This window comes from Streptomyces africanus (assembly GCF_030816955.1).
Classification (GTDB): domain Bacteria; phylum Actinomycetota; class Actinomycetes; order Streptomycetales; family Streptomycetaceae; genus Streptomyces; species Streptomyces africanus.
In genome coordinates this window covers 5,965,510-5,982,243 of record NZ_JAUSYP010000001.1, presented here as the reverse complement: position 1 = coordinate 5,982,243, position 16,734 = coordinate 5,965,510, and the positions used below count along the sequence as shown (strand labels likewise).

Sequence of the window (16,734 nt, the reverse complement as noted above, 5' to 3'; positions counted from 1 at the left end):
GGCTCCCGTCCGGCGCGGCCGGAATCGTCGTCGCGACTGACGAACCCGCGGTACATCGAAAGATGCAGTCGGGGACCCTTCGCGGGGATCACGCGCGGGGCCCGGCGGCCGTGTTGGATGGTGCCATGGCCGTACGACTCGCCCGCCCCCGCCGCTTCGACGTGTACGTCGCGCTGGGCGGTCTGCTCGGCGGGCTGCTGCTGTGGGGGCTCGGCCTGGCCACCCGTCCGAGCACCGAGGTGTACGTGCTCCTGCCCGGGCGCTGGCCGGTGCTGCTGCCGCTGCTGGTCATGGCCGGCTGCGAGCTGCTGCGCCGCACCGCCCCGCGCACCGCCCTGCTGGTCGGCACGGCCGCGATCGTCCTGGACGTCGTCACACAGGGCAACCTGGTCACGGTCCTGATGTACACGGACCTCATGTACGCGGCCGTCCTGTACGGCCCGCCCGCCTCGGCCCACCGCATCCCCAGGATCACCGGGCTGCTGTCGGTGGCCGGGACCGTGGTGCCGTTCGCGTTGTGGCGCGAGCCCGGGGCCCTGCTGATCGGCGTGGTCACCGGCGTGGTGGCCTTCGGCCCCGCCGCCACCGGCCTGATCGTCCGCAACCACCGCGACGCCGCCGAGGCGGCCCGGCTGCGCGCCGAACAGACCGCGCTGCTCGCCGAGATGGACCGCACCCAGGCGGTCACCGCCGAACGCGCCCGGATGGCCCGCGAACTGCACGACATGGTCGCCAACCACCTGTCCGCGATCGCCATCCACTCCACGGCCGCGCTCTCCCTGGACGACCCGAAGACCTCCCAGGAGGCCCTGACCGTCATCCGTGAGAACAGCGTGGCGGGACTCGCGGAGATGCGGCGGCTCATCGGGATCCTGCGGGACTCCGCCGGCGACGTCGCCCCGGTCGCCGCCCCCACCCTCGACGGACTCGGCGCGCTGGTCGAGGGCGCCCGCACCAACGGCCTCGACGTCACGCTCGACGCCGCTCACGACACGGTCCCCGCGCCCGTCGAACTCGCCGCCTACCGCATCGTCCAGGAGTCCCTCACCAACGCCCTCAAGCACGCCGGGCCCGGCCGGGTCGCGGTGTCCCTCGCCCAGCTCGACGGCCTGCTGACCGTCGCGGTGACCAGCCCGTACGGCGACCGGGACGGGCCGAGCGCCCCCGGCTCGGGCGCCGGCCTGGTCGGCATGCGGGAACGCGCCGCGCTGCTGGACGGCACGTTCGAGGCCGGCCCGGAGGACTCGCCGGACGGCAAGATCTGGGCCGTACGCGCCACCCTGCCCGTCCCCGACACCGTCGAAGGAGATCCCGAATGATCCGCGTCCTGGTCGCCGAGGACCAGTCGGCCGTCCGTGCCGGCCTGGTCCTCATCCTGCGCAGCGCACCCGACATCGAGGTGGTCGGCGAGGCGGCGGACGGCGAGCAGGCGGTGGCGCTGACCCGTGAGCTGCGGCCGGACCTGGTGCTGATGGACGTACAGATGCCGCGGCTGGACGGGGTGTCGGCGACCCGGCAGGTGGTGGCGCAGCGGCTCGCCGACGTGCTGGTGCTGACCACCTTCGACCTCGACGAGTACGTCTTCGGGGCGCTGCGGGCGGGCGCGTCCGGCTTCCTGCTCAAGAACACCGAGGCGAAGGACCTGCTGGAGGCCGTACGGACGGTGGCGCGCGGGGAGGGGCTGATCGCTCCGGCGGTCACGCGACGGCTGATCGCCGAGTTCGCGGCGAAGCCGACCCGGGAACCGACGGCCGACCCGGCCGTCCTCGACCGGCTGACCCGGCGTGAGCGCGAGGTGCTGTCCTGCCTGGGCGAGGGCCTGTCCAACGCGGGCATCGCCGAGCGGCTCGACATGGCCGAGGCGACCGTGAAGACGCATGTCAGCCGCCTGCTGGGGAAGCTGGAGCTGCGCAGCCGGGTGCAAGCCGCGGTGCTCGCACAGGAGTTGGGGATCTGACCGGGCCCAGATCGCTCCAGGTCGCCGTGGTCCAGACCTATTGACCGGTGGTCCAGACCTTTCTATTCTCACCGCACCATGAGTGGGCGTGAGGCTCAGTCACGCCCCCACAACTCCATCAAGGAGGCGCAGCATGCGCTTCAGACACAGAGCCGCGGCAGGGTTCGCGACCCTGTTGCTCCCGCTGGCCGGTCTCGTCGGCCTCGCGAGCCCGGCCCAGGCCGCGACATCGGCCACCGCGAGCTACACCAAGACGCAGGACTGGGGCTCCGGCTTCGAAGGCAAGTGGACGGTGAAGAACACCGGAACCACGACCCTCAGCTCCTGGACCGTCGAGTGGGACTTCCCCTCGGGCACGTCCGTCACCTCCGCCTGGGACGCCGACGTCACGTCCGCGGGCACCCACTGGACCGCGAAGAACAAGTCCTGGAACGGCACCCTCGCCCCCGGCGCCTCCGTCTCCTTCGGCTTCAACGGCACCGGCACCGGCTCGCCCGCGAACTGCAAGCTGAGCGGCGGCAGCTGCGACGGCGGCACCACGGAACCCGGCGACAGTGCCCCCAGCGCCCCCGGCACGCCGACCGCCTCCGACATCACCGACACCTCGGTGAAACTGTCCTGGTCCGCCGCGACCGACGACAAGGGCGTCAAGAACTACGACGTCCTGCGCGACGGCACGAAGGTCGCCACGGTGACGACCACGTCGTACACCGACACGGGCCTGACCAAGGGCACCGACTACTCCTACTCCGTCCAGGCGCGTGACACCGCCGACCAGACCGGCCCGGTCAGTGGGGCCCGCGCGGTGCGCACCACCGGCGGCACGACCGAGCCGCCCAAGGGCGACAAGGTCAAGCTCGGCTACTTCACCGAGTGGGGCGTCTACGGCCGCAACTACCACGTCAAGAACCTGGTGACCTCGGGCTCGGCGTCGAAGATCACGCACATCAACTACGCCTTCGGCAACGTCAAGAACGGCCAGTGCACGGTCGACGACACCTACGCCGCCTACGACAAGGCCTACACCGCCGACCAGTCCGTCAGCGGCACCGCCGACACCTGGGACCAGCCGCTGCGCGGCAACTTCAACCAGCTGCGCCAGCTCAAGGCCAAGTACCCGCACATCAAGGTGCTGTACTCGTTCGGCGGCTGGACCTACTCGGGCGGCTTCGGGCAGGCCGCTGCCAACGCCGCCGCGTTCGCCAAGTCCTGCAAGGCCGTCGTGGAGGACCCGCGCTGGGCCGACGTCTTCGACGGCATCGACATCGACTGGGAGTACCCGAATGCCTGCGGCCTGAGCTGCGACACCTCGGGCCCGGCGGCCTTCAAGAACCTGATGTCCGCGCTGCGCACGGAGTTCGGCCCGCACTATCTGGTCACCGCGGCCATCACCGCCGACGGCTCCTCCGGCGGCAAGATCGACGCGGCTGACTACGGCGGCGCCGCGCAGTACCTCGACTGGTACAACGTGATGACGTACGACTACTTCGGCGCCTTCGACAAGGACGGCCCGACCGCCCCGCACTCCCCGCTCACCTCGTACCCCGGCATCCCGCAGGCCGGCTTCAACTCGGCCGACGCGATCGCCAAGCTGAAGGCGAAGGGCGTTCCGGCCGCCAAGCTCCTGCTGGGCATCGGCTTCTACGGCCGCGGCTGGACCGGCGTCACCCAGTCCGCCCCCGGCGGCACGGCCACCGGCCCGGCGCCCGGCACCTACGAGGCCGGCATCGAGGACTACAAGGTCCTCAAGAACTCCTGCCCGGCCACCGGCACGATCGCGGGCACCGCGTACGCCTACTGCGGCAGCAACTGGTGGTCCTACGACACCCCGTCGACGATCGCGGGCAAGATGAGCTGGGCCAAGAACCAGGGCCTCGGCGGCGCGTTCTTCTGGGAGTTCAGCGGTGACACCGGCAACGGTGAACTGGTGACCGCCATCGACAACGGACTCGACTGACAGACGAACCTAGGCGACATTGACGCGCTGACCGGGCGGGGCTGCCTCAAGCCACGCGAGGAAACCGGTCAGCGCGTCCTCGCTCATGGCCAGCTCCAGCCGGGTGCCCCGGTGCAGACAGGCGAGAATCACATGGTCGGAGAGCAGCGCCAGCTCCTCCTCGCCCTGCGGGACCCGGCGGCCGGCCACCTCGATCGCGGAACGCTCCAGGATCCGGCGCGGGCGCGGCGAGTAGGAGAAGACCCGGAACCACTCGACGCGGTCGCCGTTGTAGCGGGCCACCCCGTACGCCCAGCCCTTGCCGTTGGTGTCGCCCTGCTCCGGGGTGTCCCAGCGCAGGCTGGCGTCGAAGGTGCCGCCCGAGCGCTGGATGAGCCGGCGGCGCAGACCGAAGACGAACAGTCCCACCACCACGAGGGCCACGACAATTCCGCACACAGTCAGAGCGAGGACCATCGACACCGACCTCCTCGTCTCCTAGGTAACGGAACGTAAAAAACACCCACATCCACCTCAGCCGCGGCTGGGTCCGGATCTCTCCGGTACCCAGCCGCGGCTGAGTGACGTCATCACACGACGGGCTTAAGTCAGCGCGCCGCCGTGGCCGTACGCAGACGGACGTCCGCGCGGCGCTGGGCCTCCGCGTCGTCCTCCGCCTTCGCTCGCTCCAGCTCCTGCTCCGCGCGCTGGACATCGATCTCGTCCGACAGCTCGGCGATTTCGGCCAGGAGCGAGAGCTTGTCGTCCGCGAACGAGATGAAACCGCCGTGGACCGCGGCGACGACCGTCCCGCCATCACTCGTACGGATGGTCACCGGGCCCGACTCCAGCACACCGAGCAGCGGCTGGTGACCGGGCATGACGCCGATGTCGCCGGACGTGGTGCGCGCGACGACCAGGGTGGCCTGGCCGGACCAGACCTCACGGTCGGCCGCGACCAGCGCGACGTGCAGCTCAGCAGCCAAGGGTGGCTCCTCGGGTCACCACCCGGCGGGAGTGCCGGGTGTTGGTTACAAGTCTAGTAGGCGTGACGGAGGGGGCGGGACGCGCCCGCCCCCTCCGGTATGAGCACGAGGCTCACATCGAGCGCGAGGCTCAGGAGACGCCCAGCTCCTTCGCGTTCTTCTTCAGGTCCTCGAGACCACCGCACATGAAGAACGCCTGCTCCGGGAAGTGGTCGTACTCGCCGTCGCAGATCGCGTTGAACGCGGCGATCGACTCGTCCAGCGGCACGTCCGAACCGTCCACGCCGGTGAACTGCTTGGCGGCGTGGGTGTTCTGGGACAGGAAGCGCTCCACGCGACGGGCACGGTGGACGACGAGCTTGTCCTCCTCGCCGAGCTCGTCGATACCGAGGATCGCGATGATGTCCTGCAGGTCCTTGTACTTCTGCAGGATGTTCTTCACGCGCATCGCGGCGTTGTAGTGGTCCGCCGAGATGTACCGCGGGTCGAGGATCCGGGACGTGGAGTCCAGCGGGTCCACGGCCGGGTAGATGCCCTTCTCGGAGATCGGACGGGAGAGCACCGTCGTCGCGTCGAGGTGGGCGAAGGTGGTGGCCGGGGCCGGGTCGGTCAGGTCGTCCGCGGGGACGTAGATCGCCTGCATCGAGGTGATCGAGTGACCACGGGTCGAGGTGATGCGCTCCTGGAGCACACCCATCTCGTCGGCCAGGTTCGGCTGGTAGCCCACCGCGGAGGGCATACGGCCGAGCAGGGTCGACACCTCGGAACCGGCCTGGGTGAAGCGGAAGATGTTGTCGATGAAGAACAGCACGTCCTGCTTCTGGACGTCACGGAAGTACTCCGCCATCGTCAGGCCGGCCAGGGCCACGCGCAGACGGGTGCCCGGGGGCTCGTCCATCTGGCCGAAGACCAGGGCGGTCTTGTCCAGAACGCCGGACTCTTCCATCTCCGCGATGAGGTCGTTGCCCTCACGGGTGCGCTCGCCGACGCCCGCGAAGACGGAGACGCCCTCGTGGAGGTTGGCGACACGCATGATCATTTCCTGGATCAGCACGGTCTTGCCGACACCGGCACCACCGAACAGACCGATCTTGCCGCCCTTGACGTACGGGGTGAGAAGGTCGACGACCTTCAGGCCCGTCTCGAACATCTCGGTCTTCGACTCGAGCTGGTCGAACGCGGGGGCCTTGCGGTGGATGGACCAGCGCTCGCCCTCGTAGGTCTCGTCGCTGTTCAGCACCTCACCGAGGGTGTTGAACACCTTACCCTTGGTGAAGTCGCCGACCGGGACGGAGATGCCCGCACCGGTGTCGACGACGGGAGCCTGGCGGACCAGGCCGTCGGTGGGCTGCATGGAGATCGCGCGGACCAGGCCGTCACCCAGGTGCTGGGCGACCTCCAGGGTCAGCGTCTTCTTCTCGCCCGCGAGCGCCGGGTCGGCGACCTCGACGTGCAGGGCGTTGTAGATCTCGGGCATCGCGTCGACGGGGAACTCCACGTCGACGACCGGGCCGATGACCCGGGCGACGCGGCCCGTAGCCGTCGCGGTCTCAACAGTGGTGGTCATTTATCGGTCACTCCCCGCGGTCGCGTCGGCCAGGGCACTGGCGCCACCGACGATCTCGCTGATTTCCTGGGTGATTTCGGCCTGGCGGGCCTGGTTGGCAAGCCGGGTGAGCGTCTCGATGAGCTCTCCGGCGTTGTCGGTGGCCGACTTCATCGCGCGCCGCGTGGCGGCGTGCTTGGAGGCGGCCGACTGGAGCAGCGCGTTGTAGATCCGGCTCTCCACATAGCGCGGCAGCAGGGCGTCCAGGACGTCCTCCGCCGAGGGCTCGAAGTCGAACAGCGGCAGGATCTCGCCCTTGGGCTTGGCCTCCGCCGCCACCTCGTCGAGGCTGAGCGGCAGCAGCCGGGCCTCGATCGCCGTCTGCGTCATCATCGACACGAACTCGGTGTAGACGATGTGGAGCTCGTCCACGCCGCCCTCGGCCGTCTCCGTCTCGATGGCCTCGATCAGCGGGGCCGCGACCTTCTTGGCGTCCGCGTACGACGGTTCGTCGGTGAAGCCCGTGAACGACTCCACGATCTTGCGCTCGCGGAAGTTGTAGTGGGCGACACCACGGCGGCCGACGATGTAGTTGTCGACCTCCTTGCCCTCACCTTCGAGCTTCGCCGTGAGCCTCTCCGCCGCCTTGATGGCGTTGGAGTTGAAGGCGCCGGCCAGACCGCGGTCGCTCGTGAGGAGCAGGACCGCGGCACGGGTCGGGTTCTCCGGCTCCGTCGTCAGCGGGTGCTTGGTGTTCGATCCGGTGGCGACCGCCGCGACCGCCCGGGTGAGCTCGGTCGCGTACGGCGTGGACGCCGCCACCTTGCGCTGCGCCTTGACGACGCGCGAGGCGGCGATCATCTCCATCGCCTTCGTGATCTTCTTGGTCGCGGAGACGGATCGGATGCGACGCTTGTAGACCCGGAGCTGGGCTCCCATGAGTCAGGTCCCTTCCGTCGTCACTTACCGGCAGCCGGGGTGTCCTCGCCGAGCAGCTTGCCGTCGGAGGTCTCGAACTGCTTCTTGAACTCAGCGATGGCGTCGGCCATGGCCTGGAGGGTGTCGTCCGACATCTTCCCGCCCTCGCGGATGGAGGTCAGCAGGCCCTGCTCCTTGCGGTGCAGGTACTCCAGCAGCTCCTTCTCGAAGCGGCGGATGTCGGCGACCGGAACCTCGTCCATCTTGCCGGTGGTGCCGGCCCAGATGGAGACGACCTGGTCCTCGGTGGCCATCGGCTGGTACTGCGGCTGCTTCAGCAGCTCGACCATGCGCTGACCACGCTCCAGCTGCGCCTTGGACGCGGCGTCCAGGTCGGAACCGAAGGCGGCGAACGCCTCCAGCTCACGGAACTGGGCGAGGTCCACGCGCAGACGGCCGGAGACCTGGCGGATCGCCTTGTGCTGGGCGGAACCACCGACTCGGGAGACCGAGATACCGACGTTCAGCGCGGGACGCTGACCGGCGTTGAACAGGTCCGACTCCAGGAAGCACTGGCCGTCGGTGATGGAGATGACGTTGGTCGGGATGAACGCCGAGACGTCGTTGGCCTTGGTCTCGACGATCGGCAGACCGGTCATCGAGCCGGCACCCATCTCGTCGGAGAGCTTCGCGCAGCGCTCCAGCAGACGGGAGTGCAGGTAGAAGACGTCACCCGGGTAGGCCTCACGGCCCGGCGGGCGGCGCAGCAGCAGCGACACGGCGCGGTAGGCGTCGGCCTGCTTCGACAGGTCGTCGAAGATGATCAGGACGTGCTTGCCCTGGTACATCCAGTGCTGGCCGATGGCCGAACCGGTGTACGGCGCCAGGTACTTGAAGCCGGCCGGGTCGGACGCCGGGGCGGCGACGATGGTCGTGTACTCCAGCGCGCCGGCCTCCTCCAGAGCGCCGCGCACGCCGGCGATGGTGGAGCCCTTCTGGCCGATGGCGACGTAGATGCAGCGGACCTGCTTGTTCGGGTCGCCCGAGCGCCAGTTGTCGCGCTGGTTGATGATCGTGTCGACGGCCAGGGCGGTCTTGCCGGTCTGGCGGTCACCGATGATCAGCTGACGCTGGCCACGGCCGATCGGGGTCATCGTGTCGACGGCCTTGTAGCCGGTCTCCATCGGCTCGTGCACCGACTTACGGACCATGACGCCCGGAGCCTGGAGCTCCAGAGCGCGACGGCTGTCCGTCTCGATCTCGCCGAGACCGTCGATCGGGTTGCCGAGGGGGTCCACCACGCGGCCGAGGTAGCCCTCGCCCACCGCGACGGAGAGAACCTCACCGGTACGCGAGACCGGCTGCCCCTCCTCGATGCCGCTGAACTCGCCGAGGACGACGCAGCCGATCTCGCGCTCCTCGAGGTTGAGGGCGAGACCGAGGCTGCCGTCCTCGAACTTCAGCAGCTCGTTGGCCATGACCGAGGGCAGACCCTCGACCTTCGCGATGCCGTCGCCGGCGAAGGTGACCGTACCGACCTCCTCGCGCGAGGCCGCGTCCGGCTTGTACGCCTGGACGAAGTTCTCCAGCGCGTCCCGGATCTCCTCCGGCCGGATCGTGAGCTCCGCCATCTGGGTTCCCTGCTCTCCTTGTTGGGCCCGAAGTTTCACTTTGGGGGTCTGGGGGCGACCCCCAGGATTCTTCTGCACGGCCCAACCAGGGCCGTCGTAAGTACGTTGTGCCTATTGAGTTGCTGCTCAGCTCGTGAGCCGGCGGCTGGCGTCCTCGATGCGGTCCGCGAGGGAGCCGTTGATGACCTCGTCGCCGACCTGCACCCGGATCCCGCCGAGGACCTCGGGGTCCACGTCCAGGTTGAGGTGCATCTTGCGGCCGTAGAGCTTCGCGAGGGCGGCGCCCAGGCGCTGCTTCTGCGGGTCGCTCAGCGGTACCGCCGAGGTGACGATGGCCACCATGCGGTCCCGGCGCTCGGCGGCGAGCTTGGACAGGGACTCCAGTCCCGACTCCAGGCTACGTCCCCGCGGCGCGGCCACAAGGCGCGTCACCAGACGCTCGGTGGCCGCCTGTGCCCGGCCGCCGAGCAGGCTGCGCAGCAGCTCGCCCTTGGCCGAGGTGGTGGCCCTGCGGTCGGTCAGCGCGGCGCGCAGCTCGGTGCTGCCGGAGACGATCCGGCCGAACCGGAACAGCTCGTCCTCGACGTCGTCGAGCTTGCCCACCTTCTGCGCGGCGGTGAGGTCGGCGGTGCTGGCCAGTACCTCCAGGGCGTCCACCAGGTCGCGCGACTGCGACCAGCGGGAGCGCACCATTCCGGCGACCAGGTCGGCGGCCGGGCCGCTGACCTGGGTGCCGAGGAGGCGCTGGGCCAGTTCGGCCTTGGCCTCGCCGGCCTGCGCCGGGTCGGTGAGGACCCGACGCAGCGACACCTCGCGGTCGAGCAGCGCGGTGACGGCGGCCAGTTCGTCGGCGAGCGCGCCGGCGTCCACGGACGTGGAGTCCGTCAGCGCGTCGAGACGCTCTCGTGCGGCTGCCAGGGCCTCGCGGCTCGCTCCGTTCATCGGCCGGCCTCGGCCTTCTCCTCGAGGTCGTCGAGGAACCGGTCGATCACGCGGCTCTGGCGGGCGTGGTCCTCGAGGGACTCGCCGACGAGCTTGCCGGCCAGGTCGGTGGCGAGCTTGCCGACGTCCTGGCGGAGCGCGGACGACGCGGCCTTGCGGTCGGCCTCGATCTGGGCGTGACCCGCGGCGACGATCTCCTCGCGCTGACGCTGGCCCTCGGCCCGCATCTCGGCGATGAGCGCGGCACCCTGCTCCTGCGCCTCCTGGCGCAGACGCGCGGCCTCGTGCCGGGCCTCGGCGAGCTGTGCCTTGTACTGCTCAAGGACGCTCTGGGCCTCGACCTTCATGGTCTCGGCCTCTTCGATACCGCCTTCGATCGCCGCGCGGCGCTCCTCCAGAACCTTGTTGATGTTCGGAAGCAGCTTCTTCCAGAAGAAGAAGAACACGATGGCGAAGGCGATGGTGCCGACGAGCAGCTCGGGGCCCGGAGGAACGAGCGGGTTCTGCTCTTCCTCGGCCGCCAGCTGCACCAGGTTGGCGATCACATCAGTGCCTTTCGTTGGCAGGTTCGCTCGTCAGGGCTCGATCATCCGTAGACGAACGGCATGACGATGCCGATGAGGGCGAGCGCCTCACAGAACGCGAAACCGAGGATCTGGTTGGCACGGATCAGGCCGGCCGCCTCGGGCTGGCGGGCGAGGGCCTGGGTGCCGTTACCGAAGATGATGCCGACGCCGACGCCGGGGCCGATGGCGGCGAGGCCGTAGCCGATGGAACCGATGTTGCCTTCGACAGCGGCGAGGGTCTCAAGGGCAGCCATGCTGAATCTTCCTTCTTTTTCATGGACCGGCGGGGGTTGGCCACCGGACGATCAGGGGCTTGAGGGAGTGGGGCTCAGTGGTGCTTGGCGAGAGCGCCCTGGATGTACGAGCAGGCCAGGAGGACGAACACGTACGCCTGGACGGCCTGCACGAAGAGCTCGAAGAGGATCATGACCATCGTCATGACGAAGGAGACACCGGCGGCCGGGATCATCCAGCTGTTCAGCAGGTACCAGGAGGCGACGGTGAACATCACCAGCATCAGGTGACCGGCGAACATGTTGGCGAAGAGCCGGACCGCGTGCGTGAAGGGGCGAACGAGCAGGTTCGAGAAGAACTCGATGACCATCACGAGCGGGAGAACCGGGCCGAGTTCCTTGTCGTAGCCGGTGACGTTCTTGAAGAACCCGACGAAACCGTGCCGCTTGAAGGTCAGCGAGACCCACACCACGTAGACGATGGCGGCCAGCACCATCGGGTAGGCGATGATCGACGACACCGGGAACTGCGCCAGCGGGATCACGGACCAGATGTTCATGATCCAGATGAAGAAGAAGAGCGAGACCATGAGGGGGACGAACTTCTCGCCCTCCTTCTTGCCGAGGGTCTCGTAGACGATGCCGCGGCGTACGAAGTCGTAGCCGGCCTCGCCGATCATCTGGAGCTTGCCCGGCACCACCTTCGCCTTGCCGAAGGCGAGCGTGAAGAACGTGACGACAAGCAGGGTGGTGATGACCGCGAGCAGCATCACCTTGTTGAACTCGAACCCTCCAACCGTGGCGATCGGCTTGAAGAGGAACGAGTGCAGGCCCGGAGCCGGAAAACCACACCCGTTGTCGGACATGATCCGACAGCTCCAGTCAAAGGCGAGCTGGGTCTGGTCAGCACTCACCGCGGGCTCCTTCGGCGTGACGCATGGGTACGGCAACCTCGTTGTGTCGGCGCGGCACAGAGCCGCGGTTCGGCACGGGACTGGTGTTACGGATGTGGGGGCGGCTGGGGGGCATCTCGCCTCGCGATAGAGCAGGCGTCAGCTCGGATGCCCGCGCCCGCGATGCCGCAGTTGGCACCGGACGATAGCAGGAGATCTCATGCCTGCTTATCCCGGCCCTACCCCTCACGACGGGTGCCCCGACTTTTCGGGCTTCCCGCCCGTCGTCGAATCGGGCTCGACGTAAAGGATCTTGGCCTTCATGTGGGCACGCGCCTGTGCGGCGATCCACGCGAGGGTGCCGGCGACGAGCGTGATGGCGAAGACTTTGGGGTCGAACAGCGTCGTGTTCTTGAACGCGGCGACGAAGACGAACAGCAAAAGAATCTGCGCCGCGTAGAGCATCAGGCCCATCGCCTGGAAAAGGTGCGGAAGCGATTTGGCAGTGCGCTGCAGGACGTAGAGACCGATCCCCATGAAAAGGACCACCACGAGCGTCGCGGCGACCGCCCCGATCGCACCCTTGCCACCGGCGACCACGCCACTGATGACGGCGGCAACAGCACCGACGGCAGCCGTGGGCACGGCGGCCTGGGCCAACATCCGGGCGTCATTGGACGGCATGGCGGCAACTCCGCTTTCGCAGGGGGCAGGGGTGTCGTCATGGACGAGCGTAGTCCCGGGCTGAGTGGAGACCTCACACCAATGGACCGTCGCACTACGGCCCTTCGGCTCTATCCGGGGGTTCTCGTGAACCGTATCACAAACTATTTGATGCAGTCTTTACCTGAGGGTGTGCGTGCAGTCACACATGAGAGTGAAGCTGCGCGTCTGTGCAAGAACAGCGCCGACTTGTCTGATATTGGGGCACTTCGCTCCCCCATCACAACCCCACGACTTGGCAATGCTCTAGTCAGATTCTTACCTTGTCCCGGCTCTTACCTGGTCCCGGCCTTGCGCCGGTCCGCCGGACGCGAGCGGGCGCCGAGGGCGGTCGCTCCGTTGACTCCTGAGACGCCGGACACGACGGGGGCGCGGCTCCCGGGGGCGAGCGAGGACGGCTGGTCCGTGATGGACGCCGGCGTCGAGGCCTCGGGCGCCAGGGCCGGGACGCCGCGGCGGCGGTAGCGCGGCGGCACGAAGCGCTCCATCCAGCGCGGAGTGCGCGGCGTGAAGCGCGGCAGCAGGAGCAGGGCCAGGCCGATCGCGCTGAGGAACACGACGCCGAGCACGATCCACATGGACGCCGAGTTGACCGAGTAGGCGAGCGCGCCGAAGGCGATCAGCGCCGACCAGAAGTACATGATCAGCACGGCCCGGCTGTGCGAGTGGCCGATCTCCAGCAGGCGGTGGTGCAGGTGGCCGCGGTCGGCGGCGAACGGCGACTGGCCGCGCCAGGTGCGGCGCACGATGGCCAGGATCAGGTCGGCGGCCGGCACCGCGATGATCGTCAGCGGCAGCAGCAGCGGGATGTAGACGGGGACCGTCTGGTGCACGGCCTCCTTCTCCGACCCGACGTACAGGTTGAGCGCGTCCGGGTCGACCTGCCCCGTGACGGAGATCGCGCCCGCGGCCAGGACCAGGCCGATCAGCATCGACCCCGAGTCGCCCATGAAGATCCGCGCCGGGTGCATGTTGTGCGGCAGGAAGCCCAGGCACATGCCCATCAGGATCGCCGAGAAGAGCGTGGCGGGGGCGGCGGCCTCGACGCCGTACGAGTACCAGATCCGGTAGGCGTACAGGAAGAACGCGGTGGCCGCGATGCAGACCATGCCGGCCGCGAGACCGTCCAGGCCGTCGACGAAGTTGACCGCGTTGATCGTGATGACGACCAGCGCCACCGTCAGCAGGGTGCCCTGCCACTGGGTGAGCGCCACCGAGCCGATGCCCGGGATCGGCAGCCACAGGATCGTCAGACCCTGCACGACCATCACGCCCGCGGCGATCATCTGGCCGCCCAGCTTGATCAGAGCGTCGATCTCGAACTTGTCGTCCAGCACACCGATCAGCCAGATCAGGGCCGCCCCGGACAGCAGGGCCCGGGGTTCGTTCGAGGCCTGGAAGACCTGGTTGAGGTTGGTCAGGTGGTCGGCGACCAGCAGGCCCGCGCACAGGCCGAAGAACATCGCGATCCCGCCGAGCCGCGGAGTGGGTTCCCGGTGCACGTCACGTGCCCGGATCTCCGGCATCGCTCCGGCCACGATCGCGAACTTCCGTACCGGCCCTGTCAGCAGATACGTCACCGCGGCCGTGACGCAGAGCGTCAGCAGGTATTCACGCACGGGCTTCCCCACAGGTTTCGCTGGCCATCTCAGCCCCACACCCTAGCGATGCGCGCATATGGGTGGGGACTTCCGGGTAGCGACGATGGTTGCACGAGTAGCTGTGCACCCTGGTGCGCTTACCCCGACTCAAGCCGGATACGGCGGAAATCCACCGGCCAGCTCCCGCACTTCTTCACGGGCCCTCGCGGTCTCGGTCACGCCCCTGAGCACCCCGGCGAGCAGCTTGGCGATCCGCGCCATCTCCGCCTCGCCCATGCCCTGCGTGGTGACGGCGGCCGTGCCCAGCCTGAGTCCCCGGGCGTCGCCGTGCGGCAGCGCGCAGCAGTCCATGACCAGGCCGGCGGCGGCGAGACGGCCCCGGGCGGTGCGGCCGTCGACGCCGAGCGGCGCCGGGTCGGCGGTGATCAGATGGGTGTCCGTGCCGCCCGTGGTGACGACCAGGCCCTCGGCGGCCAGCCGGGCCGCGAGAACCCTCGCATTGGCGACCACCTGATGGGCGTACACGGCGAACGCCGGAGTTGCCGCCTCCCCGAACGCGACCGCCTTGGCCGCGATGGTGTGCATCTGCGCGCCGCCCTGTGTGAAAGGGAACACGGCCCGGTCGACCCGCTCGGCCAGCTCCGCCCGGCACAGGATCATGCCGCCGCGCGGGCCGCGCAGCACCTTGTGAGTCGTCGCACAGACGATGTCCGCGTACGGCACCGGGTTCGGCGCCGCTCCCCCGGCGACCAGCCCGATGGGATGCGCGGCGTCCGCGACGAGATACGCGCCCACCTCGTCGGCGACCTCGCGGAAGAACGCGTAGTCGATGTGCCGCGGGTAGGCGATCGAACCGCACACGATCGCCTTGGGCCGGCGCGTGCGCGCCAGGGTGCGCACCTGGTCGTGGTCCATCAGGCCGGACTCGGCCTCCACGCCGTATCCGACGAAGTCGAACCAGCGGCCGGAGAAGTTCGCCGGCGAGCCGTGCGTGAGATGACCCCCGTACGGCAGGCCGAGGGCGAGGACGGTGTCGCCGGGACGCAGCAGGGCGGCGTAGGCGGCCAGGACGGCCGAAGAGCCGGAGTGGGACTGGACGTTGGCGTGCTCGGCGCCGAACAGCGCCCTGGCCCGGTCCACGGCGACGCGTTCGGCGACGTCGGCGAACTCGCAGCCGCCGTGGTGCCGCGCTCCCGGGTAGCCCTCGGCGTACTTGTTGGCGAGCGGCGAGCCGAGGGCGGCCAGGACGGCCGGCGAGCTGAAGTTCTCGGCGGCGATCAGCTGGAGCGTGGTCGCCTGCCGCTCCCGCTCGCCGAGCAGGATGTCGGCGAGTTCGGGGTCCTGGCGGCGCAGGAGGTCGGCCTCGATGGCAGGGGTGACCGTCATGGTGGGCTCCGGGCGGCGTCGACGGTGACGTACGTCCAATGTAGGCCCGGGGCCCCCGGGGCGCGCGGTCGTTACGTCTTTGCGGGGACGCCCGTGAGCGCCGTGACGACCGGATCGAGTGCCTGGTGTATCTCGTCCCCGATGGACCGGAAGAACGTCAGGGGCGCCCCGTACGGGTCGTACACCTCGTCCGCCTCGGCGTTCGGGGCCAGCAGCCACCCGCGTAGAGCCGCCGCGGCACGCACCAGGGCACGCGCGCGCGTGACCACGCCCTCCTCCAGGGGCGGCAGGGTCGCCGGGTCGATGGCCTTCACCAGGCGGGTGAACTCCTTGAGCGTGAAGGTCCGCAGGCCCGCCGAGTGCCCCATGGAGATGACCTGCGCCCGGTGGTCGCGGGTGGCGGTCAGCACCAGGTCGGCGCGGATCACGTGCTCGTCGAGGAGTTCGCGCCCGGTGAAGCCGGAGGCGTCCGCGCCGAAGTCGGCCAGCACGGTCTCCGCGTTGGCCTCCATGGGGGCGCCCTCGTGACCCCAGGTGCCCGCGCTCTCCACGATCAGCCCGCCGCCCAGGATCCCGAGCCGCTCCCGCACGAAATGGCGGGTCAGCCGCTCGGTGATGGGCGAGCGGCACACGTTGCCGGTGCTGACGTGGAGGATGCGGAAGCTGTCGCGCGGAAGCCCCACGAACGTCGTCGTGATCTCCGCCGCGCTTTCCCCGTTGCCTATGCCACGCCCCGCTCCAGGGGCCGTCAATTCGCCACCTCGAGGTCGGGTACGACCTTTCGCAGCTCTTCCGCGGAGAGCGCGCCGGCGCGCAGCAGCAGCGGCACCTCACGGGTCACGTCGACGATCGACGACGGGACGTTGCCGGGGGTCGGGCCGCCGTCGAGGTAGACGGAGACGGAGTCGCCGAGCATCTCCTGCGCGGCGTCGCAGTCCTCCGGCGCCGGGTGACCGGTCAGGTTGGCGGAGGAGACGGCCATCGGGCCCACCTCCGTCAGCAGCTCGATGGCGACGGGGTGCAGCGGCATGCGCACGGCGACCGTGCCCCGGGTGTCGCCCAGGTCCCACTGGAGGGACGGCTGGTGCTTGGCGACGAGGGTCAGCGCGCCCGGCCAGAAGGCGTCGACCAGCTCCCAGGCCAGCTCCGAGAAGTCCGTGACGAGCCCGTGCAGCGTGTTCGGGGAGCCGATGAGGACGGGGGTGGGCATGTTGCGGCCCCGGCCCTTGGCCTCCAGCAGGTCGGCGACCGCCTCCGAGGAGAACGCGTCGGCGCCGATGCCGTACACCGTGTCCGTCGGCAGCACCACGAGCTCGCCACGGCGGACGGCGGACGCTGCCTCACGCAGACCGGTCACACGGTCGGTCGCGTCGTTGGTGTCGTATCGCCGTGCCATCTTTAGCTGGCCTCCTCGTA

General features: G+C 69.3%; 17 protein-coding genes. 3 read left to right on the top strand and 14 right to left on the bottom strand.

The window, feature by feature from the left end; all coding sequences use genetic code 11:
• The first annotated feature begins 125 nt into the window (after positions 1-125).
• The 3 genes from QF034_RS27940 (at position 126) to QF034_RS27930 (ending at position 3,914) form a co-directional block, all read left to right on the top strand.
• A complete protein-coding gene (locus QF034_RS27940) occupies positions 126-1,319 on the top strand; it encodes a sensor histidine kinase (protein WP_307177506.1) in 1,194 nt (397 codons plus the stop codon).
• Entirely contained in the window at positions 1,316-1,957 is a 642-nt protein-coding gene (locus tag QF034_RS27935) for a response regulator (RefSeq protein WP_307177505.1), read from the top strand. The genes QF034_RS27940 and QF034_RS27935 overlap by 4 nt, the downstream gene beginning before the upstream one ends.
• A gap of 133 nt (positions 1,958-2,090) precedes the next feature.
• Positions 2,091-3,914, top strand: a complete 1,824-nt coding sequence (locus tag QF034_RS27930; RefSeq protein ID WP_307177504.1) for a glycoside hydrolase family 18 chitinase — start codon at positions 2,091-2,093, stop codon at positions 3,912-3,914.
• A 9-nt stretch (positions 3,915-3,923) separates the two neighbouring features.
• On the opposite strand, the gene QF034_RS27925 is transcribed toward QF034_RS27930, so the two are convergent.
• From QF034_RS27925 to QF034_RS27860, 14 genes are all read right to left on the bottom strand, one after another.
• On the bottom strand, positions 3,924-4,370 hold the full coding sequence (locus QF034_RS27925; RefSeq protein ID WP_086565274.1) for a DUF2550 domain-containing protein: 447 nt from the start codon (positions 4,368-4,370) through the stop codon (positions 3,924-3,926).
• Positions 4,371-4,501: 131 nt separating this feature from the next.
• Positions 4,502-4,879 carry a F0F1 ATP synthase subunit epsilon gene (locus tag QF034_RS27920; RefSeq protein ID WP_010040145.1) on the bottom strand — a complete coding sequence of 126 codons (378 nt, stop codon included), beginning with the start codon at positions 4,877-4,879 and terminating at the stop codon, positions 4,502-4,504.
• Between the two features lie 130 nt (positions 4,880-5,009).
• Entirely contained in the window at positions 5,010-6,446 is a 1,437-nt protein-coding gene (gene atpD / locus QF034_RS27915) for a F0F1 ATP synthase subunit beta (protein WP_086601185.1), read from the bottom strand.
• A complete protein-coding gene (locus tag QF034_RS27910; RefSeq protein WP_307177503.1) occupies positions 6,447-7,364 on the bottom strand; it encodes a F0F1 ATP synthase subunit gamma in 918 nt (305 codons plus the stop codon).
• A gap of 20 nt (positions 7,365-7,384) precedes the next feature.
• Positions 7,385-8,974 (bottom strand): F0F1 ATP synthase subunit alpha, encoded by a 1,590-nt coding sequence (gene atpA / locus QF034_RS27905; protein ID WP_307177502.1) that lies wholly within the window; start codon positions 8,972-8,974, stop codon positions 7,385-7,387.
• 126 nt (positions 8,975-9,100) lie between these two features.
• Positions 9,101-9,916 carry a F0F1 ATP synthase subunit delta gene (locus tag QF034_RS27900; protein WP_307177501.1) on the bottom strand — a complete coding sequence of 272 codons (816 nt, stop codon included), beginning with the start codon at positions 9,914-9,916 and terminating at the stop codon, positions 9,101-9,103.
• A complete protein-coding gene (locus tag QF034_RS27895; RefSeq protein WP_086852629.1) occupies positions 9,913-10,461 on the bottom strand; it encodes a F0F1 ATP synthase subunit B in 549 nt (182 codons plus the stop codon). The genes QF034_RS27900 and QF034_RS27895 overlap by 4 nt, the downstream gene beginning before the upstream one ends.
• 41 nt (positions 10,462-10,502) lie before the next feature.
• Entirely contained in the window at positions 10,503-10,736 is a 234-nt protein-coding gene (gene atpE, locus QF034_RS27890; protein WP_031485821.1) for an ATP synthase F0 subunit C, read from the bottom strand.
• A gap of 74 nt (positions 10,737-10,810) precedes the next feature.
• Positions 10,811-11,629: a F0F1 ATP synthase subunit A gene (gene atpB, locus QF034_RS27885; protein WP_503167795.1), complete on the bottom strand. Its 819-nt coding sequence runs from the start codon at positions 11,627-11,629 to the stop codon at positions 10,811-10,813.
• A 225-nt stretch (positions 11,630-11,854) separates the two neighbouring features.
• Positions 11,855-12,292, bottom strand: a complete 438-nt coding sequence (locus tag QF034_RS27880) for a Cg1360 family ATP-synthase-associated protein (RefSeq protein WP_307177500.1) — start codon at positions 12,290-12,292, stop codon at positions 11,855-11,857.
• Between the two features lie 314 nt (positions 12,293-12,606).
• Positions 12,607-13,950 (bottom strand): MraY family glycosyltransferase, encoded by a 1,344-nt coding sequence (locus tag QF034_RS27875; RefSeq protein ID WP_307177499.1) that lies wholly within the window; start codon positions 13,948-13,950, stop codon positions 12,607-12,609.
• Between the two features lie 129 nt (positions 13,951-14,079).
• Positions 14,080-15,318: a serine hydroxymethyltransferase gene (glyA, locus tag QF034_RS27870; protein WP_307177498.1), complete on the bottom strand. Its 1,239-nt coding sequence runs from the start codon at positions 15,316-15,318 to the stop codon at positions 14,080-14,082.
• Between the two features lie 71 nt (positions 15,319-15,389).
• On the bottom strand, positions 15,390-16,070 hold the full coding sequence (locus QF034_RS27865) for an arsenate reductase/protein-tyrosine-phosphatase family protein (protein WP_059417218.1): 681 nt from the start codon (positions 16,068-16,070) through the stop codon (positions 15,390-15,392).
• A complete protein-coding gene (locus QF034_RS27860; RefSeq protein ID WP_020272587.1) occupies positions 16,067-16,714 on the bottom strand; it encodes an L-threonylcarbamoyladenylate synthase in 648 nt (215 codons plus the stop codon). The genes QF034_RS27865 and QF034_RS27860 overlap by 4 nt, the downstream gene beginning before the upstream one ends.
• Positions 16,715-16,734 lie beyond the last annotated feature (20 nt).

What these genes read in the sequence shown, in the direction of transcription:
- QF034_RS27940 (WP_307177506.1), top strand. Translation starts at nt 126, where the DNA reads ATGGCCGTACGACTCGCCCGCCCCCGCCGCTTCGACGTGTACGTCGCG.
- QF034_RS27935 (WP_307177505.1), top strand. Translation starts at nt 1,316, where the DNA reads ATGATCCGCGTCCTGGTCGCCGAGGACCAGTCGGCCGTCCGTGCCGGC.
- QF034_RS27930 (WP_307177504.1), top strand. Translation starts at nt 2,091, where the DNA reads ATGCGCTTCAGACACAGAGCCGCGGCAGGGTTCGCGACCCTGTTGCTC.
- QF034_RS27925 (WP_086565274.1), bottom strand. Translation starts at nt 4,370, where the DNA reads ATGGTCCTCGCTCTGACTGTGTGCGGAATTGTCGTGGCCCTCGTGGTG.
- atpD (WP_086601185.1), bottom strand. Translation starts at nt 6,446, where the DNA reads ATGACCACCACTGTTGAGACCGCGACGGCTACGGGCCGCGTCGCCCGG.
- QF034_RS27910 (WP_307177503.1), bottom strand. Translation starts at nt 7,364, where the DNA reads ATGGGAGCCCAGCTCCGGGTCTACAAGCGTCGCATCCGATCCGTCTCC.
- atpA (WP_307177502.1), bottom strand. Translation starts at nt 8,974, where the DNA reads ATGGCGGAGCTCACGATCCGGCCGGAGGAGATCCGGGACGCGCTGGAG.
- QF034_RS27900 (WP_307177501.1), bottom strand. Translation starts at nt 9,916, where the DNA reads ATGAACGGAGCGAGCCGCGAGGCCCTGGCAGCCGCACGAGAGCGTCTC.
- atpE (WP_031485821.1), bottom strand. Translation starts at nt 10,736, where the DNA reads ATGGCTGCCCTTGAGACCCTCGCCGCTGTCGAAGGCAACATCGGTTCC.
- QF034_RS27880 (WP_307177500.1), bottom strand. Translation starts at nt 12,292, where the DNA reads ATGCCGTCCAATGACGCCCGGATGTTGGCCCAGGCCGCCGTGCCCACG.
- glyA (WP_307177498.1), bottom strand. Translation starts at nt 15,318, where the DNA reads ATGACGGTCACCCCTGCCATCGAGGCCGACCTCCTGCGCCGCCAGGAC.
- QF034_RS27860 (WP_020272587.1), bottom strand. Translation starts at nt 16,714, where the DNA reads ATGGCACGGCGATACGACACCAACGACGCGACCGACCGTGTGACCGGT.